Here is a 26784-nt window from a genome sequence, read left to right as displayed (position 1 = left end):
ACCAGCACTCACCCGTGCAGGCACTCACCCTTATCCACTCCCCGCCAAACTTCTCCGCTCATGCAAACGGCAGTGGCCCGCGGAATGTGCCGATTGGCACCCAGTGGGTAATCAGACCGGTATCCATCTTCCAGTGATGCAGGAGTAACGCCGGCGGCTCCACATAGGACGCCTCTTCAGCCTCTGCATCCAGGGCCAACCCGATGGCCGTCGTTGTGCTGGGCGCAGTGCACAGGACTGTGCCGCCAAAACGTAATTGCATTGAGCGGTGAATGTGTCCGCACACCACACGTTCGATCGCCGGATAGCGCTGCACCACCTCGCGCAGCCGCTCCGAGTTCCGGCAGGCATAGGTGTCGATGTAAGGAATGCCACTGAGGAACGGCGGCTGGTGCAGCATGACCAGAGTAGGGCGCGTCGGCTCCTGGGCAAGTGCCGCATCGAGCCAGGCCCCAGCCGCCTCGCTCATGTCGCCGTGATGTTCCTGCGGTACGGTCACATCCACACCAATGATCCGTACCGGTCCGAGGTCATCGGCGACGAAGTGCCACGGGCCTGCCGTTGAAGAGAGATACGGCTGGGAAAAGGTACTACGCATTAAGTTTCGGTCATCATGATTGCCAGGAATCATCAGCAACGGCTGCTCGATCCCGGCCAGCAATGTACGCGCCATTGCATACTCTTGCGGTAGCCCCTCATCCACCAGGTCGCCGGTGATGATCACGACATCGGGTCGCGGCATGAGCCTGTTCAGGTGTGCAATGGCCTGCTCGCACATCGTGTTTGAATCAACCAGCCCCTGATAAAGCATGCCTTGCGGCCTGATATGCAGATCGGAAAGGTGGGCAATCAGCACGGGATATTCTCCATGGAGGATGCGGTGATCAATGGCGGGGTGAAGGTAGCATGCCTGAGCTGCGAAGGATGGGGTCAGCGTCCATGCGGCATGCCAGAGCGCCGAGATCTCGAAGGCCGGAACAGGCGATGGAGGTCGAACCGGCCCAGGCTCCAACAGCCAGTCGCCGAAGCAAAATCAACCAGGCGGGATTCCGGCACATAACTTGCCCTTCTCGTATTCCTCGCCTCGCTGGAAGTCCCCATGCTGCACTCCCATCTCACCACCCTCAATGCTGTCTCACTGGTCCTGAGCACGTTCAAGGCACAAGGCTGGTCCGCCGAGGCGCTGCTGGCCGGCAGCGGCATATGCGCCGCGGACTTGAACCGTGCCGACACGCGCATCGCCACGCATCAGGAGATGCAGGTGTGCGCCAACGCCGTGGCTCTGAAGCGCGACATCGGCCTGATCGTGGGGCAGCGTATGCATGTCTCATCCTACGGCATGCTCGGCTATGCCCTGCTTACCAGTGCCACTTTCGGTGACGCGCTACGTCTGGCTCTGCGTTATCCCGCGCTGCTGGGAACACTGTTCGAGCTGAGTCTGGAGGAAGACGGCGAGCGTATCTGGTTCACTGCGGGGGATTACCGCGAGAATCCGGCACTGACCGCTTTCAATGTCGAGCTGTGCCTGGGGTCGCTGAAGGTCATTTGCGACGACCTGCTCGGCCACTCACTGCCCTTGCTGGGCGCCCGCTTTGAGCACGATGCGCCGGACTATCAGACTCGCTACGCTGAATGTTTCGACTGTCCGTTGCAGTTCCAGGCCACCGTCAATGCATTTGCTTTTGATAAACGCTGGCTCGCCCAGCCTTTACCGCTGGCTGACGCGGTAACCCATCAGGCCATGACCGAGCGCTGCCGAAAACAGAACACGGAATTCACCGGGCGCGAGGCCTGGCTGGGGCGAATCCGGCTATCGCTGGCTGCACAACTGCATGCCGCACCTGGGCTGGACATGCTGGCCCGACAGATGAACTGCTCGGCGCGCACCTTGCGTCGACACCTGCACGACCTGGGCTGCAGTTATCAGGAACTGCTCGACGAACTTCGCTTCGAGCGCGCCAAGCAACTGCTCGCCGAAGACCGGTGGCCCATCTACCGGATCGCCGAGGCTCTGGGCTTCAGCGAGACCGCAAGTTTTCGGCACGCCTTCGTGCGCTGGAGTGGCGTGGCGCCGAGCCAATTTCGCGCATGACGCCTCATTGAGGGGCGAATTACGGACAGAAAATCTGGCCATATTTATCCCCTTTTGGCCGCACGTGCCGTTCTCATAAACCGCGCCCGGCGCAAGACTGTATTGACCGATACAGCCCGCGGAGAACAACAAATGCTGACAATCTACTCGGATGATCACCACCTGCACCACGGCCGCTGTGAGCTGATGGACGGGCAGTTGATGCCCTGCTTCGAAATGCCCTCACGCGCCGATCATGTATTACGACGGGTCAGGGACCGTCAACTTGGCGAGGTACAGGCGCCGCAGGACTTTGGTCTGGAACCGCTGCAACGCGTTCATAGCCGTGAGTACCTCGATTTCTTCAAGGGTGCCTGGGCGCGCTGGACCGAATTCGGTCAGGAAGGCGACCTCCTGCCCTACACATGGCCTGCCCGTACGCTGCGACGCGTATTACCTGAAAGCCTGCATGGTCAACTCGGTTATTACAGCTTCGACGGCGGGGCGCCAATCACCGCCGGCACGTGGCAGGCAGCCTACTCGGCGGCGCAGGTCGCGCTTAGCGCCCAACAAGCGATACAGCAAGGTGCCCACAGTGCTTTCGCCCTGTGCCGTCCGCCGGGACACCACGCAGCTGGCGACTTGATGGGCGGTTATTGCTACCTAAACAACGCCGCTATTGCTGCCCAGGCTTTTCTTGATCAGGACCACAAAAAGATCGCGATTCTGGATGTTGACTACCACCACGGCAACGGCACCCAGTCGATTTTCTATGCGCGCAGCGATGTGCTGTTTACCTCGATTCACGGCCACCCGGAAGCGGAGTTTCCGTTTTTCCTGGGCTATGCCGACGAGTCCGGTGAAGGCGCAGGTGCCGGTTTTAACTTCAACTATCCACTGCCGGCCGGTTCCGGCTGGGAAACCTGGAGCGCGGCGCTCGAGCAAGCCTGCACGGAAATTGATCGTTATGACGCTGACATCATCGTCGTCTCCCTGGGCGTGGATACCTTCAAGGACGATCCGATCTCGAAATTCAAACTCGACAGCGAGGATTATCTGGCGATGGGCGCACGCATCTCCCGCTTGGGTAAACCTACGCTGTTCGTGATGGAAGGCGGCTACGCGGTGGAAGAAATCGGCATCAATGCCGTCAACGTTCTCGAAGGTTTTGAAGGGGCTGCCCAATGACCATGTTCAAGTCACTTATCCTCTGCGCTGCCGTTATCAGCGGCATGGCTCATGCCGAAGAGAAAACCCTGCGGGTCTACAACTGGTTCGACTACATCACCCCCAAGGCGCTGGAGGACTTCAAGGCGCAGAATCCCGGCCTTAAATTGGTGTACGACATCTTCGACACTAATGAAGCGTTGGAAGCCAAGTTGCTCACCGGCAACTCAGGGTATGACGTGGTAGTGCCATCCAACGTGTTCCTGGCCAAGCAGATCGAAGCCGGTATATTCCAGCCGCTGGACCGCAGCCAATTGCCGAACTGGAACCACCTCGATCCCAAGCTGATGAAGCTGATCGAGGCCAACGATCCGGGCAATAAATTCGCCGTTCCTTACATGTACGGCACCATCCTGATCGGCTTCAACCCGGACAAAGTCAAGGCCGCCCTGGGTGCCGATGCGCCAGTGGACAGCTGGGACCTGATTTTCAAGGAAGAAAACATCAGCAAGCTCAAGTCATGCGGTGTAGCGCTGCTGGACTCGCCATCCGAAATCCTGCCCCTGGCCTTGCAGCACTTGGGCCTCGACCCCAACAGCAGCAACCCCAAGGATTATGTGAAGGCCGAAGCGCTGTTGATGAAAATCCGCCCCTATATCACCTACTTCCATTCCTCCAAATACATGGCGGATATTGCCAACGGTGACATCTGCGTCGCAGTCGGTTACTCCGGCAGCTTTTCCCAAGCCGCCAATCGTGCCAAAGAGGCCAAGAACGGCGTGACCGTAGACATGCGCCTGCCCAAGGAAGGCGCACCTATCTGGTTTGACATGCTCGCCATCCCCAAGGGTGCCAAGAACCCCCAAGACGCCTACACATTTATCAACTACCTGCTGCAGCCGCAGGTGATCGCGCCAATCAGCGATTTTGTCGGCTACCCCAACCCCAACAAAGACGCTACCGAACAGGTTGATCCGGCGATTCGCAACAATCCCAACCTGTACCCCACCGAGGCCGCGATGGCCACGCTCTATACGCTCAAGCCTCTGGGGCGTGACGCCGAACGCGCCCGCACGCGGGCTTGGACGAAGATCAAGTCAGGCACCTGATACCTGGAAAAGCCCCCAGCGATTGATTAGCGGTCTCAGGTCGAGAAGGCTTAAGGTTAAGCAGGGACATGGACGTCAGCTTTCGGCCAGAAGAATACAATCAGCGCCCTGACTGATCACGCAAAGCATCCAGAAGCAGACGAAAAGCCGGCTTGTGCTGGCGCCGGCTTGGGTAGTAGAGGTGATACCCGGTGACGGTGCCAGTCCAGTCCTCCATCAGCCGCACCAGCCGACCTTGTGCCAGATCTTCCTCGATCAGATGCTCCGGGAAGTAGCCCAGCCCGGCACCCGCCCTGACAAAATCACGCATGAGCCAGATGTTGTTACTCACCAGATGCCCGTCGGCGCGTACTTTGATTTCTCTCCCGTTTTTTGCAAAAGGCCAAGCCCACAATCCGCCCGAGGTGGGCTGACGCAGGTTGATGCAGGCGTGCTCGGTCAGATCCTGTGGCGTCAGGGGTTTAGCACGGTGTTCCAGATAGGCGGGGGCGGCCACCAATGCCAGGCGGAAATCCCGGCCGATAGGCATGCTGATCATGTCCTGAGCCAGCTGCGCCCCCAGGCGGATACCGGCATCGAAGCGCTCTGCAACGATATCGACCAATGCGTAGCTGTCGTTGATTTCGACCTTGATCCCCGGATAGTCGGTCATCAATTGCAGCGCAGCCGGGGCAAGGACCAGATGGGTTGCGTGCTCCATGGAGGTGATGCGCAGGCTGCCCGCCGGTGTGCCGCTGAGTTCGCTTAGCTCGTTGAGCCCTGACTCGATCCCGTCAAAATGCGGCCCGATGCTGTCGATCAGCCGCGCTCCGGCTTCGGTCGGCGCGACGCTGCGGGTACTGCGAGTCAGCAATTGCACACCCAGGCGGGATTCCAGTTTGGTGATGGTGCGGCTTAGCGCAGGCTGGGACACGCCAAGCTGCGCCGCTGCCTTGGTAAAACTGCCTTCACGGGCGACCCGCAGGAGGGCCAGGAGGTCGGTGACGTTGTCGCGCACGATTGATGCTCTGGGGTTATAGGTCCATTCCAACCATACCATCTAATCATTTGTAGGCAGGATGGCTAGAGTGTCGCATTCGCTTCGCGGCGCTTTCAGGAATCATCTTCTCCATGAGTAAACAAACATTCGATGTGATCATTTTCGGCGCCACGGGTTACACCGGTCGGCTGGTCGCTGAATACCTCTTCGCTCAATACGGCGTCGATGGCCCTGTCAAATGGGCCATTGCCGGTCGCAGCTTGAGCAAGCTGGAAGCCATTCGGGACAGTTGGGCAAACGCCACAGCGCTGCCGCTGATCGTGGCCGATGCCCAGGACCGGGCGTCCGTGCGCGACATGGTTGCCGCGACCCGGGTCGTGATCACCACCGCAGGGCCGTTTTCGGTCTATGGCTCGGACCTGGTGGCCGCCTGCGCCGAGTTGGGGACGGACTACGTTGACCTCTCGGGGGAGATCCCCTGGATTGCCCGGATGATCGGCAGCCATCAGGCCCAAGCCCAGGCATCGGGCGCGCGCCTGGTGTTCTCCTGTGGTTTCGATTCGGTGCCGTTCGACCTCGGCGTATGGTTCACCCAGCAGCAGGTCATGAAGAAGTTCGCTCGCTACGCGCCTCGGATCAGGGGCCGCGTGCGCAATATGCAAGGCGTGCTGTCCGGTGGCACGTTCTTGAGTGTCGACGCAGTGGTTGCAGCGGCGGCGCAGGATCCTGCGCTTGGTGAACTGGTGGCCGATCCCTTCGCCTACACACCAGGATTCAAAGGTGTCGAGCAACCTGATGATCAGACCCCCTACCGGGATGAACTGACTCAGACTTGGGTCGGGCCTTTCATCATGTCGGGCATCAATTCCAAGGCGGTGCATCGCACAAACTTGCTGGAAGGGCACCTGTGGGGCACGTCGTTTCAGTACGACGAAATGCTGATGCTCAAGGCACAACCGAGCGAAGACGATGAGCCTGGCTTGGCGGGCTTCTCCTTTAATGAGGGCGGTCATCCTCAACCGGGGCAAGGGCCGACACAGAAGGAGCTTGAGGCAGGCTTTTATGATGTGCTGTTCATCGCTGAACTGGCCGATGGTCAGGTGCTCAAGGCATCCGTGAGTTGCGATGAGGATCCGGGCTACCTGTCGACATCCAAGATGTTGGCCGAGTCAGCGATGGCGCTGGCGTTCGATGTGACGCGTGAGGAGACCCCGGGCGGTTGCTGGACGCCCGCGGCGGCGTTGAATGAGGCGTTCATCAAGCGCCTGACTGAAAAAGCCGGACTGAGGTTTACCGTCGAGGGTTGATTCGATGGGCCGCTAAAAAGGCTGAATGTCTTTGACGTTCAGCTTTCAGAGTCTTTAGCTCTCTCAACAATTAGCCTAGTCAACAAAAGGTGTCCCATGAATGTGCCAAACCGTATGAACTACATCGAGATCACCGAACCCGGTGGCCCCGAGGTATTAAAGATAATGCAGGCCGATGTGCCAACGCCGGGTGATCACGAGTTGCTGATCCGGGTTCACGCCGCCGGCATCAATCGTCCCGATGTCATACAGCGTTCGGGCAAATACCCGATGAAACCCGGCATGACCCCTGTGCCCGGGCTGGAAGTGGCCGGTGAGGTTGTTGGGGTTGGCGCAAACGTGGCCGATTTCAAGCTGGGCGACAAGGTATGTGCCCTGACCAATGGCGGTGGTTACGCCGAATACTGCGTTGTGGCGGCCACCCAATCATTACCGGTCCCCGACGGCGTGGACATGATTCAGGCCGCGGCCATTCCGGAAACCTTCTTCACCGTGTGGGCCAATCTGTTCGAACTGGGCCGTGCCCAAAAGGGCTGTACCGTATTGATCCATGGCGGCACCAGCGGCATCGGCACCACCGCGCTGATGCTGTGCAAGGCCTTGGGGATCAAGGCTTTTGCAACGGCCGGCAGCCAGGAAAAGTGCGACCGGATCCGCGCACTGGGCGGCGAAGCGATCAATTACCGCGAGGTGGACTTCGCTCAAGAGATCGCCCGGCTAACCCACGAGAAGGGCGTGGACGTGATTCTCGACATCATGGGCGGGAGCTATTTCGAGAACAACGTGGCGTCACTTGCACGACGCGGTCGACTGGTCATTATCGGCTTTCTGGGCGGCAACTCCGTCAAGGACTTCAATCTGCTGGCGTTGATGGAAAAGCAAGGCTCGGTGACAGGGTCGATGATGCGCTCGCGCAGCGCGGAGGAAAAAGCCGAGATTGCTCGCGCCGTTCTCGCCAATGTCTGGCCGTTGCTCAGTCAAGGCGACTGCCTGCCGATCATTGACCGTGTTTTTCCTCTCGCCGACGCAGCACAAGCGCATCAGCGAATGGAGCAGGGCGACCATATCGGCAAAATCGTGCTGAAGGTGTTGTGAATTGAAACGCCCGGCGTGTGTCATTGACTGCCCGCCGGGCGCTGTTCATATTTGTTTGAGGAGGCCGTGGTTGTACGGTCGGCACCGTCCAGGGAGCGGCCACTCGAAATCATTTCTCAGGCATTCCGAGATCTCACGCACCGGGTAGACCAGGGCGAGAAGAAGGTCTCGGCACCCCTCAAGCAAATCCGGCTCGCCGAGCGTGAAGTGATGCCCCCTGTGCAGCGAGTTCACGAGGCTCTCCATCCGTCGGTCGCTTTCGTGATCATGCCGCTGTTCGCACTGGCGAACGCTGGGGTCAACTTCCATGGCGCTCAGCTAAGTGATGCCGCTGTAGTTCCAGTAGTCTATGGCGTCGTAATGGCGTTGGTGTTTGGTAAGCCTATCGGCGTGGTGCTCGCTACTTTCCACTTGGTTCGCACAGGGCTTTGCAAACTGCCTGAACAGGTGACTTGGCGCGGAGTGATACTTGTAGGTCTGCTCGCCGGTATAGGCTTCACGATGTCGGTTTTCATCGCGGGCTTGGCCTACGACGACGACCGTTTATTGGCAGCGGCGAAGCTGACCGTGCTGTGTGCTTCCTCTGCGTCTGCAGTGGTGGGTTTGCTATGGGGCTTGTTCAACTTCAGAAAGCCGGCCAGTCGTTAGTTGGTACAGATATCATCCAACTCACCCTCACGTAACAGCGGAGTTTCGCAATGGTTGCTCGTTGGCAATGGCTGTTGATTCGCACGACCAGACGTCTGTGGTTCAGAGCGGGACTGTTTTCCCTGCTGGGCGTTGTGACGGCGTTGCTGGCTGTCGTTCTCAGAGACCACATTCCAATAGACCTCCCTGGCAAGATAGGCGCTGATGCCGTCGACAAGATTCTCGGCATCATCGCTTCCAGCATGCTGGCCGTCACTACGTTTTCTCTAAGCACCATGGTCACGGCCTACGGAGCAGCCAGTACGGGCACCACCCCGCGCGCCACGACACTTGTCATGGAGGACACGACCACTCAGAACGCGCTGTCGACCTTCATTGGCTCGTTCCTGTTTAGCCTGGTCGGCATCATTGCTCTAAGTACGGGTGCGTATGGCGCTCAAGGCCGGGTTATCCTGTTCGCGGTCACACTCGCTGTGGTGGTACTGATCGTCTACACCTTGCTGCGATGGATCGACCATCTGTCCAGGCTTGGCCGGGTAGGTGAGACGATCGACCGGGTTGAGGCCGCCACCATCAGTGCGCTCACGGAGCGCCGCCGATTACCTTACCTGGGCGGATGCGCCTACCCTGAGCCTCCGGGTCAGGTGCTGCCACTGCTCCCGATCCGCAGTCGGGAGGTGGGCTACGTGCAGCACATCGACGTACCTGCGTTGGACGCTTTCGCACAGAAAAATGCTGCGTTGATTTATCTTGAGATACTGCCTGGCAGTTTTGTAAATGAAGGCGAGCTGCTGGCCCGGGTAATGAGAGCGAGCACCGAGCCGCTGGATGAACCTCAGGTGAGGCAAATCCTGTCCGCTATCACCCTTGGCGTTCGTAGAACCTTCGAGCATGACCCTCGCTTTGGTTTGTCCGTATTGTCTGAGATTGCATCAAGGGCGCTTTCGCCCGCCGTAAATGACCCGGGCACGGCAATCGATGTCATTGGCAGGGGAATTCGCGCGCTCAATGCACAGGCCAGGTCCGGGACGCTGGAAAAGCCTGAGGCACAGTGCAGTTGCGTGCATGTGCGCGGGCTCTCCGTGGAGGACATGTTTGACGACTTCTTTTCGCCGATTGCGCGTGACGGCGCAGCACTCATCGAGGTCAACATCCGTCTTGTCAAAGCGCTTGCAAGCCTTGCGCATTCCTGCCCGGCTTTGTACGCCGACTTGGGCGCACGTCACATCGGCGTCATCCTGGAGCGGGCGGAGGCGGCGATGACGCTTGACGGTGACAAGGCGCGGTTGAGAGCGTGCATTGCCGCCTCGCTCCCGTGAGCCCGCCGTCAGCGCTGGCGATCCGTGCTCATTTCCTGCAAGGGATAACGCGCTTCACCAGCGTTCCGATGCTCATGCCCTGAACCAAAATGGAGAACACGACGACCATGTAGGTCAGCGACACCACCACGTCTCGCGCATGTCCCGGCGGAAGAGACAGTGCCAGTGCTACTGATATCCCTCCCCGTAATCCGCCCCACGTCATAACGCTCCAGGCGCCGGCAGGCAGCCGAAAGCGTTTGCCCAGCACTGCGACGGGAGCGCCAACCGTCAGCAGCCTGGCCAGCAATGTCAGCACGATGACCGCCAGTCCCGTGACAGCGAGCGTACCTGAGAAGTGGATCAGCACTACCTCCAGGCCAATGAGCACAAATAGAACCGCGTTAAGGATCTCGTCAATCAACTCCCAGAACATGTCAAGGTTCTTCTCGGTTTCTTCCGACATGGCATGGGAGCGGCCTTGATTGCCAATGATGAGGCCCATTACCACCATCGCCAGCGGGCCCGAGACGTGCAGATGACTCGCTAAAGCGTAGCCGCCAAGTACTGCGGCCAGGGTGATGAGTACTTCTTCCTGATAGCTGTCGATGCTTTTGAGCATTCGATAGGTGATGTAGCCCAACACCGCGCCAACCAATGCGCCGCCGCCTGCCTCCTCGACCAACAGTTGTGAAGCACCAAGCACTGAAGGCGCGTCACCACTGACAATCATCGCCAGAATGAGCGAAAACAGCACGACGCTGACTCCATCGTTGAACAGCGATTCGCCTGATATCACCAGCTCGACGCTTGCGGGTGCACCTGCTGACTTCAAAATGCCCATTACCGCGATGGGGTCCGTTGGAGAGATGAGCGCACCGAATACCAGGCAGTATGAAAGGGGCAGAGCCAGGTCAGTAAGCGAAAGCAGCGCCCAAAGCGCAAAACCAATGAACAGCGTCGAAACCGTCGTTCCAACGACCGCCAGTGATGCAACTTGCCATCGGTAGGCACGCAGCTGTGATAAGTCTACGTGTAGTGCGCCAGCGAACAGCAGCAGCGATAACATGCCTTGCATCAACAGTTCTGAAAAGTCGATGGACTCCACCAGTGAGGTTTCGAATGTATGCAATGCTTCAAAACCCAGTCCACTGAGCGCCATGTTGACGAGCGAAAGCGCCAGCGCAATGCTCATTACGCCAATGGCGGGCGGCAGACCGACATACCGTCTGTTGAGAAACGCTAGCACCGCGGTGATGCTGAGAAAGACTGCGACGGTATCCAACATCGGTCTACAAGCTCCATGTAAAAAAGGGGATGAGGGCGGTATTGTGAAGTGCACGCACGTCATGTGGGTTCGGATTTCCATGGCTGACCGATTTCGACCCAAAGCAAGCATTGCTAACGTGGGTTGAGAATCGTGCCTCGACCGTCAAATTTCGAGCTACTGCCGTGCGTGTGACAACGCATGAATGACATCTGCAGCCAAGTTTTCAGCACTGTTGATCCCGTCAATCCGGAAGACCGTCGCGGTCCGCTCTGATAGCCAGGCCTCGTGCCACTCGCGGTTACGCCCTCAAATGTCTGGATCGTCATACTGCGAAGCCCATTTGCGAAAGGCGACGTGCATCTCATGCATGTCACCACGCGGTGTTATTCGATCTCCGACACGCTCCCTTTCACCTGCGGCCAGCCGTGCTAGGCGGAAGGGTGTTGGTGTGACAGCGAACACAATCAGATCGACATGGGTAATCAGCGCTTCTCTCCAGCCCAAAAGCGCCGAATCCAAAGACGAGTTCAGCGTCTCTAACGCCCCGCCGGGAATCAGCAGCACACGCCTACCGCACCAGAACTTCACACAGACCAAAGCGGTCACATCGCTAGTCCCGACGAGTGATGCGTATGAGCCTCTTAGAGCAGGAAATGCAGGACCGTGAACACCCCGTTGCCGAGGACATGGCGCTGCAGCGCAAAGTCTGGAAGTTCCAGCGGGTTGGCTGGTATGTGCTGACGGCGGTTGTCATCCTGACATTGCTTGGCTTGTTTTCCAGAGGCCCGCTCAGCTCGCTCGAAACGGTGAGTGAGCAGGGTGATCTGACGGTGCAGTACGAGCGTTTCCACCGTGCTGGAGGCACTAACCCGATGATCGTTCAGGCCACTGGGCAGCCGGGCAAAGAAGTCACGCTGTCGATCAGCAAGCCTATGCTGGATGGCTTCAGCATCGAGTCTATCCAGCCGCAGCCGGTCAGCTCTGTGGGCAGTCCCCAAGGTTTGAGTCTTACTTTCCCCACCGACAAGAGCGGTCACGTCACGCTTTTCATCTCATGGCGCAGCGACGGCATCGGGCTATTCAAAAGTCAGATCAGTGTCGTTGGCGGCGGCCATATTCCCGTTACTCAGTTCATCTACCCATAGGTGCTCAATGGATGCCGTACTACGCGCGGGTGCGATTTATTTTGCCCTGATGGTGCTCTTCAAGATTTCTGGCCGGCGATCATTGGGCGAGCTGACGTCGTTTGATTTCGTGCTGCTGATGGTCATTGGCGAAGCCACCCAGCAAGCGCTGCTGGGCGATGACTTCTCGGTGACCAATGCGATTCTGGTCATTGTGACGTTGATGGTGATCGATATCGGGCTTTCCCTCGTCAAACGACGCTCCAAACGCTTGGCCAAGCTGATCGATGGGGGGCCGACGATCATCGTTGAAAACGGCACGTTCCTGCGCCATCGCATGCACGAGGCCCGCATCCAGGAAGACGACATCCTGGAGGCCGCGAGAATAGAGCAGGGCTTCGAGCGGGTGGAGCAGATCAAGTACGCGATCCTCGAGCGCAACGGCAAGATTTCGATCATTCCTGCCTGATCATCTGCCCCGTCACAGTTTGGTCAGACGGGGCATATCAGGGCCAAAAAATCAGAGCTGGCCATGGTTTCCTCCGCGTAGCCCGTTAGCAACACACTTCGCAGGCGTGTCCCCTATTACTGAACAATTTCAGCGAGTTGACGGCCATTTGTTCAGCCAGACAGATAAAGTTTTTGTGGCTCAAGACGATATGAATGGCAAGGTGCCATGGAGGAGGCCCGTCACGCATTTCGAGTCTGTACAACATGCCCAATTTTTCCCTTCTTCGCCGTGATCGCCGCGCCCTGAAGCAATTGCTGACGTCGATCATGAGCGGCAAGAATCCTGAGGTCGCCCAGTGCAAAGAAGGTCCAGCAGTTCTGGATGCCTGGCGCCTGATCCAGTCCTCCAATGATCAATACCAATCCCGCATAGGCCAGCTCGAAAGAGAGCTTGAGGATGCCCGCGAGTTGCTTCGCGAATCGGCAGCCTCTGCGTCAGCCCATGAGATCAGGTTCGATCTGGTCAATCTCGCGTCCAGTGAAGGTCTTTGGGACATGGAGGTGGTGGCCGGCGATCCGGTTAACCCCGGAAATCGCTTTTGGTGGTCGCAGCAATTTCGCAGCCTTTTGGGGTTCAAGGACGAAAGAGATTTTCCGAATGTGCTCGCCAGTTGGGCCGATCGGCTCCATCCGCAGGACAAGCAGGCAACACTCGACGCCTTCGCTCGCCATCTCAACGACAAGTCCGGGATGACCCCATACAAAGTCAAAAACCGGCTCGCCATGAAAGACGGTTCATATCGCTGGTTCCATGCACAGGGTGAGACACTCCGAGACGAGCGGGGCACGCCCATCCGGGTCGCTGGCTCGCTCCGGGATATCCATGACCAACTGGAGCGGGATCAGGAGCACGACGTCATCATCACCCGATTCGAGCTGGCTCGGGAAATGCTCTCGGATGGGCTTTGGGATATGGAAGTCATTGCCGGAGACCCTGTGAATCCAAAGAACCCGTTCTGGTGGTCACCTCAGTTCCGTCGGTTGCTGGGTTTCGAAACGGTCGAGGAGTTTCCAGATGTGTTGGACAGCTGGGCATCCAGGTTACACCCCGATGACAAGGACAGAAGCCTCAGTGCATTCGGGGCCCATCTGAATGACAGATCAGGCAAGACACCCTTTGATATCGAGTACCGGCTGAAGATGAAAAGCGGCGAATATCGGTGGTTCCGTGCGCGAGGCCAGACCAGACGCGACCCCGCCGGCCTGCCTCTGCGAGTCGTCGGTGCGCTTGTGGACGTCAACTTGCAGCACGAGCAGGAGATGCTGAGGGAAACAGAGGTCAAGCATCAGCAAACGCTTGAGCACAACATCGCTCAGTTGTCCCAGATCGTGGGGACGATCCAGAGCATCGCAAGCCAGACCAACCTTTTGGCCCTCAATGCGGCCATTGAAGCTGCACGTGCGGGCGAGGCGGGGCGTGGCTTCGCAGTGGTTGCCGACGAGGTTCGCAAGCTGGCGACGCGTACCACTGAAGCCACTGAGCAGGCTGCCGGCATGATTGCTCGCTAGACCCTTCCTGCCTTTAAAGACCTGGTTCCCTGAACCAGGTCGAAGTCTGGAAAGAAGTCCCTGTGACTCGGAAAAATGACTCTCCCACGTAAGCGCCCAGGGACCGGCAGGATCACTCTCGGTTTATTGCCAAAGCCAAGGCGCGCCGGCAAATGGTGCCTATATCTTGGGAGTGCCAAGGTTTAGGGATGAAAAGTGGAGCGTATCCAGACTCCAGGATTTGTTGCCCCCGTCCCCCGGAAGACAAGATCACAGGGATGCGGGGCCAATGCGCTTGCACCCGGTTTGCCAGCCCGATACCGCTCAGGCCACCCGGCATATGGATGTCGGACAGGATGAGATCTGCACCTCCCGAGGTCTCGCACAACCAGTCCCAGGCGTCGTCGCCTGTCTCTGCTGTTACGACCTCGAAACCCTCCGTCTCTAAAATTTCATGGATCAAACTGCGGATGAGCCAGTCATCTTCCACCACTAATACGGTTGATAACACTGTCCTGTGTCCATGCTGGTTCGTCGTGAAGTTGGACTGGGGCACTGCCTGTGGGTTCCCACTTCCGATAAAGCCGTCCCTCGGCTCTCTTTGCACGGTTATGTCGCTTTAATTGAGTGGCGTGTAGTGCTATGCAAAGCCTGAATAGCCCCGGATTATCCAGAAGCTATCCACAAGACCGGCGGAGCGAGCCGGACTAGCCGGTACAATCCCCTGTCACTGACAACCCGGAGCCTGCGCTTTAATGTCGTTGTTCAATCGTTTGACTGCATTTTCAACCCAGAGCGGCAGGGCGGTCGGCCTTGTCTGGGCGACATCCCGTCCCTTGTTCAGCGGCTTGATCGTGGCGACGCTGATCGCCGGCATCTTGCCCGCGCTTGCCGCGTGGATTGGCCAGCGGATCGTCGATGCGGTGGTTCAGGCGATGCAAATCCATGCCAATGGCAGCCAGGCGCCGGTATGGCCGGTCCTGCGTTATGTGTTGGCCGAGGCGGGCGTATTGGCGTTGCTGGCCGCGGCGCAACGGGCGCTTTCAATGCAACAAGCGCTGCTGCGGGTGCAGTTGGGGCAGAAGGTCAACCTGATGATCCTGGAAAAGGCCCAGACGCTTTCGCTGCTGCAGTTCGAAGACTCGGCGTTTTACGACAAGTTGGTGCGCGTGCGCCGGGATGCATCGACCCGGCCACTGGGCCTCGTCACCAAGGGCCTGGGGCTTACGCAAAACCTCATATCGCTGGTCAGCTTCGCGGTGCTGCTGGTGCATTTTTCCCCGTGGGCGCTGTTGATCCTGGTGGTCGGCGCGCTGCCGGTGTTCTTCGCCGAGACGCATTTCTCCGGCAATGCCTTCCGCCTGTTTCAACGCCGCGCCCCGGAAACCCGCCATCAAAATTACCTGGAAGCCTTGCTGTCCCATGAGTCCCACACCAAGGAAGTGAAGCTTTTCGGCATGGCGCCCTTGTTGCTGCAACGCTATCGCGACAATTTCACCCGCCTGTACGCCGAAGACCGCCGACTCACCGTGCGGCGCGACGCCTGGGGCTTTGTCCTCGGGCTATTGGGCACTGCCGCGTTCTACGTGGCCTACGCCTGGGTGGTCATGGACACCGTGCGCGGCCAGACCACACTGGGGCAGATGACGATGTACCTTGTGTTGTTCAAGCAAGGCCAGGTCGCCATCACTGCCAGTCTCAGCGCGATTGCGGGTTTATACGAGGACGGCCTGTACCTGTCAGACCTCTACGAATACCTTGAGGTACCGGTGGCACCTGGACGCGGCACGCTGAAGGCCGGCGCACGCCCGGGCGACGGCCTGCGCTGCGAGGGTCTGGGGTTCCGCTACCCGGGGGCCGCTCACCCCACGCTCAGCGACATCAGCCTGCACCTGACGCCCGGCATGAGCCTGGCCCTGGTGGGCGAAAACGGCTCCGGTAAAACCACATTGATCAAGCTGCTGACCCGGCTCTATGCGCCTGACGAAGGCCGGATACTGCTGGACGGCAGCGATTTGCAGGACTGGGACGAACAGGCCTTGCACCAGCGCATCGGTGTGATCTTTCAGGACTACATCCGTTACCAGATGACCGTCGGCGAAAACCTCGGGGTGGGTGACGTCGACGCTTTCGATGACCAGGACCGTTGGCGCGATGCGGCCACTCAAGGGATCGCCGCCGACTTCATCGAGCGCTTGAGCAACGGCTATCACACGCAGTTGGGGCGCTGGTTCGCCGGTGGGCAGGAACTGTCCGGTGGTCAATGGCAAAAGCTGGCGCTGTCGCGGGCCTACATGCGTCGCGGGGCCGATCTGCTGATTCTGGACGAACCGACGGCCGCCCTCGACGCTGCGGCCGAGGCTGCCGTCTTCGAGCACTTCCGCGAGTACGCGAAGGGGCGCATGACGTTGCTGATTTCTCACCGATTCTCCAGCGTGCGCAACGCTGATCACATCATCGTGCTGGATCAGGGCCGGATTCTGGAACAAGGCACCCACGCGCAACTGATGGCTGGCGGCGGGCGCTATGCCAGTCTTTTCGACATCCAGGCGCGTGGGTATCGGTAACCGTCGACCCGCACAGTTCCCGTGCTCGACCGACTGACTTGGAACCATGATTGGTGAATTTAATTCATGCCATTCGGTAAAAACTAGCCGAAATCCCGCGTCGTTTCTCCAATAGGCTGTGTTCTTTGTCTGGAGGGCGCAGTGAGACTTAGCATTCTTGACCATTCCCCAGTAGACGACGGGTTCACCGCCAGCGATGCGCTATGGGCCACCACGCGGCTGGCGCAAACCGCTGAATCCTTGGGTTTTGAACGTTACTGGGTAGCGGAACACCACCAATCCAGGGTTCAGGCGGGAAGCAGCCCTGAGCTGCTGATGATGCAGATTGCCGCCCATACAGAGACGATCAGGGTTGGCTCGGGTGGCATCATGCTGCCGCACTACAGCGCGTACAAAGTGGCCGAAACTGCGCGTGTGCTGGAGGCGTTATACCCAGGCCGGATAGACCTGGGAGTAGGGCGGGCGCCCGGAGCGGATCAACGCGTCACCCGTGCCCTCAATGATGAGAAGACACACCAGATCCCTTTCCCGGCCAAGCTCAAGGACCTCAAGGCGTTGCTCCTTGGTGACACAGACGGGTCAAGCGATCAGCGGCAGGCGATCTACGCTGCGCCCCGGATCACAACCCTTCCTGAGTTGCACATACTGGGTGCCAGTGGCAGTACCGCTGAACTGGCCGCTCTGGAAGGAATGGGCTTCACATTCGCCCACTTCATCAACCCTCATCATCAGCAAGGTGTACTGGCCGCCGAGCATTATCGAGCCAACTTTCGCCCTTCAAGACTGCATTCCGCGCCCAGTGTCATCGTTGCTGTATTCGCCGTAGTGGCCGACACCGTCGAACAGGCCGAGCGGCTGGCAACCAGTTTTGACGATTGGTTGCTGCGGGCAGAGTCCGCCACGCCAGCCGAGGCGTTAACGCTGCCCGAGGCGGTCGACCCTGCGCAGTACAACGCTGAAGCCCGCGAGCGCGTGACGCTCAACCGCAAGCGGGTGGTTATTGGCGACGGTCCGGCGGCGATGCAGCAACTGCGGCGCATTGCTGCGCAGTATCAGACCGATCAGATGATGATTGTCCCCATGATCCCGGGGGAGGCGAACCGGCAACGGGCTATCGAGTTGCTCGCCCGCGCCAACCACGAATTCAACCTTCGCGCCCCACAGCGCTCACTTCCGGAGAGTTAATCATGACCTTATTTGAAGACTACAAACTCGGCACCACAACGCTTGGCAACCGCATCGTCATGGCGCCGATGACCCGCTCGCGTGCCCCTGACGACATTGCGACCGAGCAAATCGCCCTGCACTACACCCAGCGCGGCACCGCAGGTTTGATTGTCTCGGAAGGCACGCCGATCTCACGTGAGGGCCAGGGTTATCTCTTCAATCCGGGTATCTATACCGATGCGCAAATCAAGGGATGGAAGCTGGTCACCGACTCGGTCCACAGCGTCGGCGGAAAAATGTTCGCCCAGTTGTGGCACGTTGGCCGCGTGTCCCACACCTCCATTCAGATCGACGGCAAAGCGCCCGTCAGCGCTACCAGCAAACAAGCACAAGGCGCAGTCGCCTTTGGCTACACAGACGACGGAGAGCCGGGTTTTGTGGCCACATCCACGCCACGCCCGTTAACCACCGAAGAGGTAGCACGCGTGGTGGAGGATTTCGCCCAAGCTGCGGAAAACGCTATCGCGGCCGGATTCGACGGGGTGGAAATTCATGGCGCCAACGGCTATTTGCTGGAGCAATTCCTGAATCCGCTCGTGAATGACCGAACCGATCGTTATTCAGCCGACACGCTGGAAAATCGTTTGCGTTTCGTATTTGAGGTCGTCGATGCGGCAGCCGCCCGAGTCGGCGCTGATCGGGTGGGCATCCGTGTTTCCCCGTACGGCCAGTTGTTCGATATGCCCTTGTATCCGCAGATCGACGAAACTTACTCGGCGCTTTGTGCCGGCATGCAGCAGCGCGGCATCGCTTACGTTCACGTGATGGATCAGACCCACTTCTTCATGGCAGAAGAAGGCTCGGCCGCACAGGAGCAAGCGCTTCGTGACCTGCTCAAAGACTGCAAGACACAGTTGGGCGAGACCGCATTGATCCTCGCCGGGGACATGACCCGTGAGCGCGCTGAAGCCCTGTTGCAGGCGGGCCTGATCGACCTGGCCGCATTCGGGCAGCCCTTCATTGCAAATCCTGATCTGGTCGCTCGGCTGCAAAATTGCTGGTCACTGACCCAGCCGGATCGCGACACTTACTATGGCGGCGATGCAAAAGGCTATGTCGACTACCCGCCCTACACGGACTGATTAGCGGCGATTCTCTGCTGCAGTGATGAACGCCGGAATTTCTGGCGATGGTCGTGACGATTTCCAGCGCGACCTGTCACTGTGTCGAGCTCAAAGGACAGGCGGTGGGCAAGCAGCTGTTGCGGAGCAGGAGGGTAATGCCCGTCGGTTGACCGTCAATATTTTTAAACCTATCAAACGCATAGTCAGAACCAATTCAGCATTCGCGGGCTCTAGCCGTAGGCTTTCACTCTCAGAACACCAAAAAAAGAGAGAGTCCGCGATGTACTTTTCCCGCTCCCATATTGCCGCCAGCCTGATTGGCGCGAGCCTGATGGTCAGTTCTGCAGCCTACGCAGACACCCTGACCCGCGACAACGGCGCCGCTGTCGGCGACAACCAGAACTCACAGACCGCTGGCCCAAACGGCCCGGTTCTCCTGCAAGATGTGCAACTGCTGCAAAAGCTCCAGCGCTTTGACCGTGAACGCATTCCGGAGCGTGTCGTGCATGCTCGCGGTACGGGCGTACATGGTGAATTCGTTGCTTCCGACGACGCCTCTGACCTGAGCAAGGCCAAGGTCTTCAGCAAAGGCGAGCACATCCCGGTGTTCGTGCGGTTCTCCGCCGTTGTCCACGGCAATCACTCCCCTGAAACCCTGCGTGACCCCCGCGGCTTTGCCACCAAGTTCTACACGGCCGACGGCAACTGGGACCTGGTCGGGAATAACTTCCCGACGTTCTTCATCCGCGACGCGATCAAGTTCCCGGACATGGTCCACGCCTTCAAGCCTGACCCGCGCACCAACCTGGATGATGATTCCCGACGTTTCGACTTCTTCTCCCACGTCCCGGAAGCCACGCGCACATTGACCTTGCTGTACTCCAACGAAGGCACACCCGCCAGCTATCGCACCATGGACGGCAACGGCGTACACGCCTACAAACTGGTGAACGCCAAAGGCGAAGTCAACTATGTGAAGTTTCACTGGAAGAGCCTGCAGGGCCTGAAAAACCTCGATCCCAAGCAGGTCGCTGAAGTGCAGTCCAAGGACTACAGCCACCTGACCCACGATTTGGTTGGCGCGATCAACAAGGGCGACTTTCCGAAGTGGGACCTGTACGTGCAGGTGGTCAAGCCTGAGGACCTGGCGAAGTTCGACTTCGACCCGCTGGACGCCACCAAAATCTGGCCCAATATTCCCGAGCGCAAAATCGGCCAGATGGTCCTGAACAAGAACGTGGATAACTACTTCCAGGAAACCGAACAGGTCGCCATGGCGCCAGCCAACGTCGTGCCGGGTATCGAGCCTTCGGAAGACCGCCTGCTGCAAGGCCGGGTATTTTCCTACGCGGACACGCAGCTCTATCGCGTCGGTCCTAACGTGTTGAGCCTCCCCATCAACGCGCCACGGGTCCAGGTTAACAACGGCAACCAGGACGGCCCGCTCAATACCGGTCACACCACCACCGGCGTGAACTACGAGCCGAGCCGGTTGAATCCGCGTCCGGCGGCTGAAGAAGCCCGCTACAGCCAACTGCCATTGTCCGGCAGCACGCAGCAGGCCAAGATCCAGAAAGAGCAAAACTTCAAGCAGGCGGGCGACTTGTACCGTTCCTACAGCGAGAAGGACCGCAAGGACCTGATCCAGAGTTTTGGTGAATCCCTGGCGACCACCGATACCGAAAGCAAGAACATCATGCTGTCGTTCCTCTACAAGGCGGATCCGGAGTACGGCACCGGCGTGACCAAGGTTGCCAATGGCGATCTGGGCAAGGTCAAGCAACTGGCCGCTGCACTGAAAGACTGACCGACCACCTCGGCCCGCTTGCACGGCGGGCCGGGGCTTCTGGAGGACATCACATGCGCAGAACCTTTCATGCGTTGCTGCTCTGTCTGGCGGCGGGCCTTGCCCACGCCAGCCCGTCAGACACCGGCAGCACCGCCGATACCCAGGCACAACTCAAGGAGCTGTTTTTCCAGGCCGCCCGAGAGGGGCGCCAGGACATGCTCAACGAATTCATCAATGCCAAATTCGATCTGAACGTACAGGACGAAAAAGGCTATACCGCGCTGATTCTTGCCGCTTATCACGGCCAACAACCTGCCGTGACGCAACTGCTGAACGCTGGCGCAGATCCTTGCGCCAAGGATCTGCGGGGCAACACGGCATTGATGGGGGCGATCTTCAAAGGCGAACTCAGCATCGCGCGGCAACTGGTCGCTTCTAACTGTGCACCCGACCAACGCAATAACGCCGGTCAGACGGCGGCCATGTACGCGGCGCTGTTCCATCGCAAGGATGTTCTTGAAGCTCTGGCAGCCAAAGGCGCGGATCTCAACGCGACAGACGCCATGGGCAACCGGGTGCAAAACCTGGAGCGCGGCGAGTTCCAGCCATTGCCGGCGACCCGATGACTGCTCGCAGGCTCTAAAGGTGAGTGGGTTCAGCCTGACGTCAGTAATTGCTGGGTCAGCGTCTTGAGATGTTTCATCGCGAAAGGCTTGAGCAGCAATTCAGTCTGGCCGCTTTTCAAGGCAATCGCAGGGATGCTGTTTTCGGCGAAACCGGAGATGAACAAGACCTTGAGCGTGGGTCGCGCATCCAGCGCGGCTACGGCTAATTCATCGCCGCTCATGCCGCCCGCCAGACCGATATCGGTGATGAGCAAGCTGACCTCAGGCAGTCGCTCTAGCTGCTGTAGCGCCTGCGCAGCGGTTGCCGCCTTGGCGACCTGATAGCCCATGTCCAACAGTGTCTCGCTGATCAGATCGCGGATGGCGTCCTCATCGTCGACCACCAATATGGAGCCGCTCAGCGTGTGAGCCTTGTCCTCGGCCGCAGTTGGCGAGACGACGCCGGGAGCCGGTGCCGTACCTTGATGCAAGGGCAGAAACAGGTTCACCGTCGTGCCTTTACCTACCTGCGACTCAATCTGGACGTCCCCGGATGATTGTCGGGCAAAGCCGTGGACCATCGAAAGCCCCAGGCCAGTGCCGGAACCCAGTGGCTTGGTTGTGAAGAACGGATCGAATGCACGCTCGAGTACGCTGCGCGGCATACCTGTGCCGGTATCGCTGACACTGAAACGTGCATATCCACCTGCGCTGAGTGTCCCGGTTGCGTGCGCCGGCTCGATGCGCACAGCGGTGACCTCAATCTGTAGCCGGCCACCTTGCGGCATGGCGTCGCGCGCATTGATGCACAGGTTCAGTAGCGCGTTTTCCAACTGGTGCGCGTCGCAAAAGCACAGCACCGCGTCCTTGGCCGCCAGTACCTCCAGCGCTATACGAGGGGTCAGCGTTCTGCTGATCAGGTCCTCCATTTCCTGAACCAATAAGGCCGGATCGATCACCGTACTTGCCAGTGTCTGGCGCCTGGCATAGGCCAACAGACGATGGGTGAGGGAGGCGGCGCGATCGGAGGCATTGCGGGCCAGACCCACGTATCGTTGAAGTTCGGCGTGCCTGCCTTGGGCAAGCCGTTGTTCGAGCATGTCCAGGCTACTGGTGATCACTGTCAGCAGGTTGTTGAAGTCATGGGCCAGACCGCCGGTCAGCTGACCGACCGCTTCCATTTTCTGACTTTGCTGTAATTGTGACCTGACCTCTTCGAACGCTTCCTCGCGTTCTTTTTGCAGAGAGATGTCTCGGGCTACCGCGAAGTAATGCCCCTCGCGACGTGCAATTCGCCAGTTCAGATGCAACGGCGTCCCATTGCTGCGCGGGCCCTGGCTATCGAGCTCAGCTACCGGCAGCTCGCTGAGTCTGCGCAAGGCATCGGACAACTGCGAAGGAGAGATAAAGCTGAAAAATGCCCCGTCTTTCAGTGCATGTTCCGCGTGTCCCGTCTCGGTTTGCCAGGAGGGATTCATCGCAACGACTTCGCCACGTTCGGACAGCATGCAGATCAGGTCGGGGGAGACATTCCAGATGCCATCCCGCTCAAGGGTGCGCCGCTCAACCTCAAGCTCCAGACGGTCATTGAGATCGGAAAGCGCGTTCAAGCTCTTCTGGAACAATGCGCAGATGACTGACATGCCGAAGGTCACCAATGCGAAGCTCGCGCTGCTGGCCCAGGTCGAAAACCCGTCGTTGAAACCGATTTCGCCGATGAAAAAATATTGCGCAGTGAGAACCGCGAGCACGCAACCAAAAGCGGATGGCCCGACCCCGAAGCAGAAGCCGATGAACATCAATCCGGGAATGAAAAACAGGTAGGGCAGGGCTGTGAAGGGAAGCAGCGAACGAAGCGCGCAGCACAGCATCACTATCAGAAGTGCGCCCGCATAGCGCGCCGGTTTGCTCCGCCGAGTGCGGGCAAAGCGTCGAACCCGCTCAAGGCGCGATGACAAAATACTGATCAAGTGGGCTCCAAGGGTCCAATCCGTACTCTCGGGCACGCCTGGCAAGTCGTGCATCAATGTTAGGGAACACGGTGTAAGGGCTATCGGCCAAAGCGCGGGCTGCATGAGCGTCCTGCGGCATCCGGCTATATGCGCAGGATGGCGATGCCCGTGGACTACTGCATTCAGTCCTCTTCCAGCCAGAACCGCAACGGTTTGCCCTGGGCAGGCCAGAGCCGCAATTGCTCGATGGGCGACACATCCCACCGCTGCACGTTGCCCATCGCCTCAAGGAACCGATGTTCCTGCTCCATCAGCGCCGGCGCGCACTGTTTTCGGGTGCTGCCGACCGGGCCGAAGCTGATCGCATCGCCCTGCAATTGATACGGAGCGAACCAGTGATTGCAGCCGGCATTGCCGTAGGCGCGGCCGTCGTTGCCCAGGGTCATGGTCAGGTGGCTGTTGTCGATCAACGGCCGTTCACCGATCCATTCCAGCACGTAGCCGTGATCCTGCTTGAGTGCCGAGGGTTTGGTCGCACAGCCCGCCAGCAGCGTGGCTGCCAGCAGCGTCAGCAAAAGCGGTTTCATGCCGCTTTCTTCGCGCAGGCAGGGCAGAGGTGGTTTTCGCCGACAACCTTCCAGCCCAGCTCTTCGATGCGCGCGGTGGCGGCAGGTTTGAGGGCTTTTTTGCCGTCCTTGCCGTCGACCATGAACTCGATGTCGCGCTCTTTGCCGCAGTCGTTGCAATTGACTTTCCACTGATGGATCGCCAGCTCGGTGAACGCCGGGCCGTTGGCAACGGCCACCCACTGACCGGTCGGGTTGATCAGGTGACGGACTTTTTCCACGTTCAGGCGCATGAACAGCTCTTTGCTGCCCTTGACGGTGACCAGCAGCACATCGTCGGGCTTGATCGAGCCGCCGTTGCCGGTGACTTGGTAGCGACCGACCGCCAGGCTGCGGCATTCGATCAGGGTGTGTTGCGGGGTGAGCATGCTGTAACGGAAATCGTGTTCGGCCATGGGGGTCTCCAAATAGGCGCGCATGCTAACACTTTAGAGGATGAATTCTCGCGGCCGACGACCCTGTGACCGGCAGCACGCGCGTTCACTGCACCAGATTCTGCGGGCTACCCGCCGCCCAGTGAGTGATGTTATCCAGCGTAGTCTGGGCGATGGCGCCGAGGGCTTCTTTGGTCAGAAACGCCTGATGGGCGGTGATCACCACGTTGGGGAATGTCAGCAGCCTCGCCAGCACATCGTCCTGCAGCGGCAGGTCCGAGCGGTCCTCGAAAAACAGCTGTGCTTCCTCTTCATAAACGTCCAGCCCGAGGTAGCCCAGCTGGCCGCTCTTGAGTGCGTCGATCAGCGCCGGCGTGTTCACCAGCGCGCCGCGACCGGTATTGATCAGCATCGCGCCGTGCTGCATGCGCGACAGCGAATCCGGGTTGATCAGGTGTCGCGTGTGATCATTGAGCGGGCAATGCAGGCTGATGATCTGCGCTTGGGCGAGCAGTTCGTCGAGGGGCAGATAGCGGGCGCCCAGCGCTTCGACCAGCGGGTTGGGGTACGGATCGTAGGCCAGCAGTGTGCAGCCGAAGCCCGCCATGATCCGCGCGAACGTGGCCCCGATCTGCCCGGTGCCGACCACGCCGACGGTCTTGCCCACCAGATCGAAACCGGTCAGGCCGTGCAGGCTGAAATCGCCGTCGCGGGTGCGGTTGTAGGCGCGGTGCAGATGGCGATTCAGCGAGAGGATCAACGCCACCGCATGTTCGGCGACGGCATGGGGCGAGTAGGCCGGAACCCTCACGACGCTCAGGTCCAATCGCCTGGCGACGGCGAGGTCGACGTGATTGAAACCGGCCGAGCGCAGCGCGATGAGTCGTGTTCCGCCTGCGGCCAGTTGCTCCAGCACCGGGGCGCTCAAGTCGTCGTTGATGAAAGCACAGACCACTTCGTATTGATCGGCCAGCGCCACCGTGTCCAGTGTCAACCGCGCGGGCTGGAAGTGCAGCTCGATGGCCGGCGCGATCTGCGCGCCAAGAAAGCTGTCGCGGTCGTAGGTCTGGCTGCTGTAGACAAGCGTGCGCATGGTTGCTCCTTATTCGGCTTCGGACTGACGCGGGCCATCCGCTAAGATGCGGAGGCCTGTGAGGCGAGGTACATCCGATGTAAACATATCGGCCGAGATACCCCTTCGCGGGCAAGCGCGCTCCTACAGGTTTTGTGTCGAACGCGGGTGTCGGGTTTGGGCCAAATCCAACAGCGATCAGATTTTGCGTTAAACGTGGATCTCGGTGCTGACCCAAATCCACTGTAGGAGCAATCGGAGGTTACGACGGTCGCGAACCCGGTGTGTCAGTCGACATCTCCGTTTCAGAGCCACCGCGTTCGCCAGCAAGCCGGCTCCTTGTATCTCGACTTTGTCTTCACAGAAGGTAAAGTTCTCGACTGATCATCGAGGGAAAGGCGTGAAGACGACCGGCTCCTAGTGGCGTTATAGCCTGCGAAGTAGATCCATTCTCCGCCTTTCCAACCTCACTCATTGAGCTCGTACGATATCTAGAGCCACGTTGTGAGCTCGCATTTACAAGGTCGAAGCCGAGTGACGCGATGATTGATCTTCAGTTGAAAAGGAGAACAGCATGTCTGCATTCGTTGGCGTTGACATGGCCAAGAATACGTTTGATGTTGCGACGCCGTTGGACAATGGCAAGCACCGCACCAAGGGCAAGTTGAGCAATGATGCCAAGGGGTTTGCCGAGTTTGAGTCCTGGCTTCAGAAGCACGCCACACCGGATGCGCTGATAGTCATTGAGGCCACGGGTAACTACCACGAAGCGCTGGCAGATTTCCTTTTTCAAAAGGGATATCGGCTTCATATCGCGAACCCAGCCACCACCGCCGCTCATGCCAAGTCGGAGTTGTCACGCAACAAGACTGACAAAACCGATGCCAAACTCATCTCCGATTTCGCCATGCAGAAGCATCGCAAGCTGCGGCTTTGGGTGCCTGAGCCACAGTCGCGGCGCCGTCTGAGGGCGTTGGTCCGCCGTCTGGAAGATCTCAACGAGATCCGTCAGATGGAGAAAAACCGCCTGGAAGTTGCCAGCCCGAACGTCGTAACGTCGATCGAATCGGTGATTGCTCATGTCTCGGAAGAAATCACCGAAACCGAAAAAGCGATCAAGCAACACATCGACGATGATCCTGACCTGCGCGGCAAGAGCGAGTTGATGACCTCTATTGATGGCATAGGCGAGAAAACTGCTGCGCTGATCCTCGCGGAACTGGGTGACCCTTTGGATTACGAGGGACCGAAAAAGCTCTCTGCTTTCGCTGGATTATCGCCCAGACAGGACCGTTCTGGAGGTTACGTGGGTGCAACCCGCATTAGCCGAACCGGCTCGTCGCGGCTCAGGGGCGGCCTTTACATGCCCGCGATCGTAGGAATTCAACACAATGAGGTGCTGAGCGAGTTCGCCAAGAGATTGAAGGCGAACGGAAAGGCTC

Annotated in this window: 24 protein-coding genes and 2 pseudogenes; 17 read left to right on the top strand and 9 right to left on the bottom strand. The window is 59.0% G+C overall.

The window, feature by feature from the left end; translation table 11 throughout:
- Positions 1 to 58: 58 nt before the first annotated feature.
- A complete protein-coding gene (locus BMY98_RS20980; protein ID WP_074892315.1) occupies positions 59 to 856 on the bottom strand; it encodes a phosphodiesterase in 798 nt (265 codons plus the stop codon).
- A gap of 243 nt (positions 857 to 1099) precedes the next feature.
- Between BMY98_RS20980 and BMY98_RS20975 the strand changes: the two genes are divergently transcribed.
- The 3 genes from BMY98_RS20975 (at position 1100) to BMY98_RS20965 (ending at position 4347) form a co-directional block, all read left to right on the top strand.
- The gene (locus BMY98_RS20975; protein ID WP_074892314.1) at positions 1100 to 2092 is read left to right on the top strand and encodes an AraC family transcriptional regulator; all 993 of its coding nucleotides are present in this window, start codon (positions 1100 to 1102) and stop codon (positions 2090 to 2092) included.
- A gap of 132 nt (positions 2093 to 2224) precedes the next feature.
- Entirely contained in the window at positions 2225 to 3259 is a 1035-nt protein-coding gene (locus tag BMY98_RS20970; protein ID WP_074892313.1) for a histone deacetylase family protein, read from the top strand.
- Complete coding sequence (locus BMY98_RS20965) at positions 3256 to 4347, top strand: polyamine ABC transporter substrate-binding protein (RefSeq protein ID WP_074892312.1); 1092 nt, start codon at positions 3256 to 3258, stop codon at positions 4345 to 4347. Before BMY98_RS20970 ends, BMY98_RS20965 begins: the two co-directional genes overlap by 4 nt.
- A gap of 100 nt (positions 4348 to 4447) precedes the next feature.
- Here the strand turns inward: BMY98_RS20965 and BMY98_RS20960 are convergent, their stop codons facing one another.
- Positions 4448 to 5347 carry a LysR family transcriptional regulator gene (locus BMY98_RS20960; RefSeq protein ID WP_074892346.1) on the bottom strand — a complete coding sequence of 300 codons (900 nt, stop codon included), beginning with the start codon at positions 5345 to 5347 and terminating at the stop codon, positions 4448 to 4450.
- A gap of 110 nt (positions 5348 to 5457) precedes the next feature.
- Here BMY98_RS20960 and BMY98_RS20955 point away from each other — a divergent pair, with 110 nt between their 5' ends.
- From BMY98_RS20955 to BMY98_RS20940, 4 genes are all read left to right on the top strand, one after another.
- The gene (locus BMY98_RS20955; protein ID WP_074892311.1) at positions 5458 to 6633 is read left to right on the top strand and encodes a saccharopine dehydrogenase family protein; all 1176 of its coding nucleotides are present in this window, start codon (positions 5458 to 5460) and stop codon (positions 6631 to 6633) included.
- A gap of 96 nt (positions 6634 to 6729) precedes the next feature.
- A complete protein-coding gene (locus BMY98_RS20950) occupies positions 6730 to 7728 on the top strand; it encodes an NAD(P)H-quinone oxidoreductase (protein ID WP_074892310.1) in 999 nt (332 codons plus the stop codon).
- Between the two features lie 51 nt (positions 7729 to 7779).
- A complete protein-coding gene (locus BMY98_RS20945) occupies positions 7780 to 8376 on the top strand; it encodes a Na+/H+ antiporter NhaA (protein WP_245760099.1) in 597 nt (198 codons plus the stop codon).
- A gap of 50 nt (positions 8377 to 8426) precedes the next feature.
- Positions 8427 to 9695 carry a DUF2254 domain-containing protein gene (locus BMY98_RS20940; RefSeq protein ID WP_074892309.1) on the top strand — a complete coding sequence of 423 codons (1269 nt, stop codon included), beginning with the start codon at positions 8427 to 8429 and terminating at the stop codon, positions 9693 to 9695.
- A 28-nt stretch (positions 9696 to 9723) separates the two neighbouring features.
- Here the strand turns inward: BMY98_RS20940 and BMY98_RS20935 are convergent, their stop codons facing one another.
- Positions 9724 to 10962 carry a cation:proton antiporter gene (locus tag BMY98_RS20935; RefSeq protein WP_074892308.1) on the bottom strand — a complete coding sequence of 413 codons (1239 nt, stop codon included), beginning with the start codon at positions 10960 to 10962 and terminating at the stop codon, positions 9724 to 9726.
- A gap of 288 nt (positions 10963 to 11250) precedes the next feature.
- Entirely contained in the window at positions 11251 to 11550 is a 300-nt protein-coding gene (locus tag BMY98_RS27915; protein WP_139214553.1) for a P-loop NTPase family protein, read from the bottom strand.
- A gap of 26 nt (positions 11551 to 11576) precedes the next feature.
- On the opposite strand from BMY98_RS27915, the gene BMY98_RS20925 reads away from it, so the two are divergent.
- The 4 genes and pseudogenes from BMY98_RS20925 to BMY98_RS28185 all read left to right on the top strand — a co-directional run.
- Complete coding sequence (locus BMY98_RS20925; RefSeq protein WP_074892307.1) at positions 11577 to 12089, top strand: hypothetical protein; 513 nt, start codon at positions 11577 to 11579, stop codon at positions 12087 to 12089.
- A gap of 7 nt (positions 12090 to 12096) precedes the next feature.
- A complete protein-coding gene (locus BMY98_RS20920; RefSeq protein WP_074892306.1) occupies positions 12097 to 12537 on the top strand; it encodes a DUF421 domain-containing protein in 441 nt (146 codons plus the stop codon).
- 194 nt (positions 12538 to 12731) lie between these two features.
- Positions 12732 to 13793: pseudogene (locus BMY98_RS27850) on the top strand (PAS domain-containing protein); the annotation flags it as partial.
- 48 nt (positions 13794 to 13841) lie between these two features.
- Positions 13842 to 14078 (top strand): annotated as a pseudogene (locus BMY98_RS28185) (methyl-accepting chemotaxis protein); the annotation flags it as partial.
- A 121-nt stretch (positions 14079 to 14199) separates the two neighbouring features.
- On the opposite strand, the gene BMY98_RS28180 reads toward BMY98_RS28185, so the two are convergent.
- On the bottom strand, positions 14200 to 14556 hold the full coding sequence (locus BMY98_RS28180) for a response regulator (protein WP_367948771.1): 357 nt from the start codon (positions 14554 to 14556) through the stop codon (positions 14200 to 14202).
- A gap of 265 nt (positions 14557 to 14821) precedes the next feature.
- Between BMY98_RS28180 and BMY98_RS20905 the strand changes: the two genes are divergently transcribed.
- The 5 genes from BMY98_RS20905 (at position 14822) to BMY98_RS20885 (ending at position 21339) form a co-directional block, all read left to right on the top strand.
- Positions 14822 to 16633, top strand: coding sequence for an ABC transporter ATP-binding protein (locus BMY98_RS20905; protein WP_074892303.1), 1812 nt, complete (start codon positions 14822 to 14824; stop codon positions 16631 to 16633).
- A gap of 141 nt (positions 16634 to 16774) precedes the next feature.
- Complete coding sequence (locus tag BMY98_RS20900; protein WP_074892302.1) at positions 16775 to 17818, top strand: MsnO8 family LLM class oxidoreductase; 1044 nt, start codon at positions 16775 to 16777, stop codon at positions 17816 to 17818.
- A 2-nt stretch (positions 17819 to 17820) separates the two neighbouring features.
- On the top strand, positions 17821 to 18942 hold the full coding sequence (locus tag BMY98_RS20895) for an alkene reductase (RefSeq protein ID WP_074892301.1): 1122 nt from the start codon (positions 17821 to 17823) through the stop codon (positions 18940 to 18942).
- A 313-nt stretch (positions 18943 to 19255) separates the two neighbouring features.
- Positions 19256 to 20731: a catalase KatB gene (gene katB / locus BMY98_RS20890; protein WP_074892345.1), complete on the top strand. Its 1476-nt coding sequence runs from the start codon at positions 19256 to 19258 to the stop codon at positions 20729 to 20731.
- Positions 20732 to 20784: 53 nt separating this feature from the next.
- Positions 20785 to 21339, top strand: coding sequence for an ankyrin repeat domain-containing protein (locus BMY98_RS20885; protein WP_074892300.1), 555 nt, complete (start codon positions 20785 to 20787; stop codon positions 21337 to 21339).
- Positions 21340 to 21368: 29 nt separating this feature from the next.
- On the opposite strand, the gene BMY98_RS20880 is transcribed toward BMY98_RS20885, so the two are convergent.
- From BMY98_RS20880 to BMY98_RS20865, 4 genes are all read right to left on the bottom strand, one after another.
- Entirely contained in the window at positions 21369 to 23288 is a 1920-nt protein-coding gene (locus BMY98_RS20880) for an ATP-binding protein (RefSeq protein ID WP_074892299.1), read from the bottom strand.
- Between the two features lie 164 nt (positions 23289 to 23452).
- Complete coding sequence (locus tag BMY98_RS20875) at positions 23453 to 23857, bottom strand: META domain-containing protein (RefSeq protein WP_074892298.1); 405 nt, start codon at positions 23855 to 23857, stop codon at positions 23453 to 23455.
- Positions 23854 to 24291 (bottom strand): hypothetical protein, encoded by a 438-nt coding sequence (locus BMY98_RS20870; protein ID WP_065992852.1) that lies wholly within the window; start codon positions 24289 to 24291, stop codon positions 23854 to 23856. The genes BMY98_RS20875 and BMY98_RS20870 overlap by 4 nt, the downstream gene beginning before the upstream one ends.
- An 85-nt stretch (positions 24292 to 24376) precedes the next feature.
- Complete coding sequence (locus BMY98_RS20865) at positions 24377 to 25363, bottom strand: 2-hydroxyacid dehydrogenase (RefSeq protein WP_074892297.1); 987 nt, start codon at positions 25361 to 25363, stop codon at positions 24377 to 24379.
- A gap of 553 nt (positions 25364 to 25916) precedes the next feature.
- On the opposite strand from BMY98_RS20865, the gene BMY98_RS20860 reads away from it, so the two are divergent.
- The coding region (locus BMY98_RS20860; protein WP_074885320.1) for an IS110 family RNA-guided transposase at positions 25917 to 26784 on the top strand (868 nt) is incomplete at its 3' end.

Source organism: Pseudomonas graminis (genome assembly GCF_900111735.1).
Lineage (GTDB): Bacteria > Pseudomonadota > Gammaproteobacteria > Pseudomonadales > Pseudomonadaceae > Aquipseudomonas > Aquipseudomonas graminis.
Note: the sequence above shows the minus strand (reverse complement) of the source record. Positions and strands in the feature narration are given on the sequence as shown.

Excerpts from the sequence above, each read along its gene's own strand:
- BMY98_RS20975 (WP_074892314.1), top strand. The coding sequence starts at position 1,100 with ATGCTGCACTCCCATCTCACCACCCTCAATGCTGTCTCACTGGTCCTG.
- BMY98_RS20970 (WP_074892313.1), top strand. The coding sequence starts at position 2,225 with ATGCTGACAATCTACTCGGATGATCACCACCTGCACCACGGCCGCTGT.
- BMY98_RS20965 (WP_074892312.1), top strand. The coding sequence starts at position 3,256 with ATGACCATGTTCAAGTCACTTATCCTCTGCGCTGCCGTTATCAGCGGC.
- BMY98_RS20955 (WP_074892311.1), top strand. The coding sequence starts at position 5,458 with ATGAGTAAACAAACATTCGATGTGATCATTTTCGGCGCCACGGGTTAC.
- BMY98_RS20950 (WP_074892310.1), top strand. The coding sequence starts at position 6,730 with ATGAATGTGCCAAACCGTATGAACTACATCGAGATCACCGAACCCGGT.
- BMY98_RS20940 (WP_074892309.1), top strand. The coding sequence starts at position 8,427 with ATGGTTGCTCGTTGGCAATGGCTGTTGATTCGCACGACCAGACGTCTG.
- BMY98_RS20935 (WP_074892308.1), bottom strand. The coding sequence starts at position 10,962 with ATGTTGGATACCGTCGCAGTCTTTCTCAGCATCACCGCGGTGCTAGCG.
- BMY98_RS20925 (WP_074892307.1), top strand. The coding sequence starts at position 11,577 with ATGAGCCTCTTAGAGCAGGAAATGCAGGACCGTGAACACCCCGTTGCC.
- BMY98_RS20920 (WP_074892306.1), top strand. The coding sequence starts at position 12,097 with ATGGATGCCGTACTACGCGCGGGTGCGATTTATTTTGCCCTGATGGTG.
- BMY98_RS20905 (WP_074892303.1), top strand. The coding sequence starts at position 14,822 with ATGTCGTTGTTCAATCGTTTGACTGCATTTTCAACCCAGAGCGGCAGG.
- BMY98_RS20895 (WP_074892301.1), top strand. The coding sequence starts at position 17,821 with ATGACCTTATTTGAAGACTACAAACTCGGCACCACAACGCTTGGCAAC.
- katB (WP_074892345.1), top strand. The coding sequence starts at position 19,256 with ATGGTCAGTTCTGCAGCCTACGCAGACACCCTGACCCGCGACAACGGC.
- BMY98_RS20885 (WP_074892300.1), top strand. The coding sequence starts at position 20,785 with ATGCGCAGAACCTTTCATGCGTTGCTGCTCTGTCTGGCGGCGGGCCTT.
- BMY98_RS20875 (WP_074892298.1), bottom strand. The coding sequence starts at position 23,857 with ATGAAACCGCTTTTGCTGACGCTGCTGGCAGCCACGCTGCTGGCGGGC.
- BMY98_RS20870 (WP_065992852.1), bottom strand. The coding sequence starts at position 24,291 with ATGGCCGAACACGATTTCCGTTACAGCATGCTCACCCCGCAACACACC.
- BMY98_RS20865 (WP_074892297.1), bottom strand. The coding sequence starts at position 25,363 with ATGCGCACGCTTGTCTACAGCAGCCAGACCTACGACCGCGACAGCTTT.